The organism is Streptomyces sp. SolWspMP-5a-2 (assembly GCF_900091845.1).
GTDB lineage: Bacteria > Actinomycetota > Actinomycetes > Streptomycetales > Streptomycetaceae > Streptomyces > Streptomyces doudnae.
In genome coordinates, this window is sequence record NZ_FMCI01000174.1 from 1 (window position 1) to 2,464 (window position 2,464).

Consider the following 2,464-nt stretch of genomic DNA (forward strand, 5'->3'; position numbering starts at 1 on the left):
GGTCGCCGACGCCTCCGACCACCCCGAGGCGCGCACGCGTCCGCGCCGCCGCGCCCGCCCCTCCGGTTCGCCCGGCCGGTCGACGGCCGCGACCACCAGATCGGGCTGGAGACGGGCCAGCAGCAGGTCGGTCATCCGGGTCGCGATGCCTTTGCGACGGTGAATCGGCCGCACCATCAGCTCCGCCAGCAGGAACGCCCTCCCCGACGCCGTCAGCTCCTCGATCTCCGGCGGCGGCCCGCCCGGCAGGCCCGACCACCAGTCGTCGTCGCGGTCGAGCCGGAACCCGTAGACGGCACCGGCCAGGCTGCCGCCGTCGGCGACCACCATGTCGAAGCCGGTGCGCTGCACCTGCCGCTCGAAACGGTCGAGGAAGCCGCGCCGGTCGCGGTGGTCGTCGCCCGCCGTGCCCTGGTACGCCGCCATGTGGACGTCGGCGACGGCCTCCCGCTGCTGCTCGGCCTGCCAGCGGGACAGTCTGCGCAAGTACGCCTCAGCCATAGCCATCCGCCCCTCCCCCGACCACGGGGCGCACACCCCGGGAACCGGCATGGTGCCAGGTCGGGACGGGCGCGGTAAACCGCGCGACGCGCCGGACCCGCGCCGGTCAGCCGCCCCCGCCCGGCGCGGACGCCGTGCCGTGCGCCGGTGGCGGCGGGACGGACGGCTCGCGCGCCCCCCGCTCCAGCACCAGCGCGCGCCGCACGACGGGCCCCGGAAACCGGACGACGTCCCCGATGTCCTGCCAGCCCCAGGAGGCGAGGGCCGAGCGCGCGGCCCGGTCGGCGGGGTCGAGGAGGGTCAGTCCGAGGGCCGCGTCGCGCAGCGCGAGCAGCCGTTCCTGGAGCCGCCGGGCGACGGCGCGGCTCTGTCCGTGCGGGTCGGCCACCACCTGCGTGACGGCGAGGACCCGGCCCTCGGTGGTGAGCCGCGCGGCCGCGGGCCGCCGTCCCCGGTCGACGTCGCGCCACCACAGGTCGCCGCGGCCCACCGGCACGCCGTAGGCGCAGCCGACGACCGTCGTCGTCTCGGCGACGAGCAGGGTGAAGCCGGGCCGCCGCAGGGCGTCGTCGAACCGGCCGAGGAAGTCCCGCCGGTCGCCGACCGCCGCCGGGGAGGGCCGGACGCAGAGGTCGGCGAGGTCAGCGCGCAGGTCCTGGGCCTGCCAGCGGCTGAGCGGGCGCACCCGGATGCCGTCCTTGTGGGCCGCCGCCCGCGGGCCGCCGGGGGAGGGGAGCGGGCTGGTCACGGCCGCGGCGGGGGCGTGCGGTCGGGGCGGTCGGCGGTGCGGGAGCGGCGGAGCCTGCGCAGCCCGTGCAGCAGTCCGGTGGAGCGGTGCGCCAGGACGCGTCCCGACTCCTGGGCGTTGAGCCGGTGGATGACGTAGACGCCCATGGCGACCAGCACCAGGAACGCCGCGACGGTGTAGTAAGGGGCCATGGCGCTGACCTGTCTCCCGGTCGGCCGCGCGGGCGCGGTCGCGGGGATACGTCGCTCACCGAGAACGACCCGGCCCGGCAGCCGGTGTGCGAAGCGCCCTCGGCGCTGTCCACGGTACTCCCGACGCACGGCACCGGCCCGGCATCGATGTCCCCCTCCCGGGCGGCCGGGTCAGGCGTCGTGGAGCAGGCCCGCGTCGTGGGCCAGGACGGCGGCCTGGACGCGGTTGGCGCAGCCGGTGCGGGTCAGGACGCGGCTGATGTGCGCCTTGACCGTCCCGGCGCTCAGCCGCAGCCGGTCGGCGATCTCTCCGTTGGACAGCCCGGTGGCGAGCAGCCGCAGGACGTCCCGTTCGGCCGGGGTCAGCTCCGCCGTCCGGCGCCGGGCGGCCTCGGCGCGCAGTTCGGTCCGGGTGTGCCGGTCGAGCAGCCCGCGGGTGATCCGCGGGGCCAGCACCGGTTCGCCCCGCGCGGCGCGCCGCACGGCGTCGATCAGGTCCTGGGGGCCGGTGTCCTTGAGGAGGTAGCCGCTCGCCCCGGCCCGCAGGGCGCGCGCGACGCTCGCCTCCTCGCCGAACGCGGTCAGCATGACGACACAGGTGCGGGGCGACAGGCGGCCGATGTCCTCGGCGGCGGTGACACCGTCGCTGACCGGCATCTGCAGGTCGAGGAGGGCGACGTCGACGGGCTGGGCGCGGCAGGCCGCGGCGGCTTCCCGGCCGTCGCCCGCCTCGGCGACGACCTCGATGTCCCCGGCGTTCTCCAGGATCAGCCGGATACCGACGCGCATCAGCGCCTCGTCGTCGGCGATGAGCACTCGGATCATCAGCTCATCCTAGGAGTCCGCCCCCGGCTCACTTGACGAGCGTCGTCAGCACCAGGACGGCGAGGAAACCGGCCGTCGGCAGCACGACCAGCACCGCCGCGCACCCCGCGCCCAGAACCCGCGGCCAGGTCAGGACGTCCTCCGAGACGGGGGGCCGCACACCGCCGGTCCAGGGTCCCGGGCCGGGCCGCGGCCCGGC

Annotated in this window: 4 protein-coding genes; all 4 read right to left on the reverse strand. The window is 77.0% G+C overall.

All coding sequences use genetic code 11. The features are described from left to right. Window positions 1-507 (reverse strand): hypothetical protein (locus GA0115242_RS17915; protein ID WP_141721628.1); only part of this gene is annotated, 507 nt, incomplete at its 3' end. A gap of 100 nt (window positions 508-607) precedes the next feature. Then, a complete protein-coding gene (locus GA0115242_RS17920) occupies window positions 608-1,249 on the reverse strand; it encodes a hypothetical protein (RefSeq protein WP_093829628.1) in 642 nt (213 codons plus the stop codon). Continuing rightward, the gene (locus GA0115242_RS17925) at window positions 1,246-1,440 is read right to left on the reverse strand and encodes a hypothetical protein (protein WP_093829630.1); all 195 of its coding nucleotides are present in this window, start codon (window positions 1,438-1,440) and stop codon (window positions 1,246-1,248) included. The genes GA0115242_RS17920 and GA0115242_RS17925 overlap by 4 nt, the downstream gene beginning before the upstream one ends. A 171-nt stretch (window positions 1,441-1,611) precedes the next feature. Further along, window positions 1,612-2,265 (reverse strand): response regulator, encoded by a 654-nt coding sequence (locus GA0115242_RS17930; protein WP_093829632.1) that lies wholly within the window; start codon window positions 2,263-2,265, stop codon window positions 1,612-1,614. Between the last annotated feature and the right edge of the window lie 199 nt (window positions 2,266-2,464).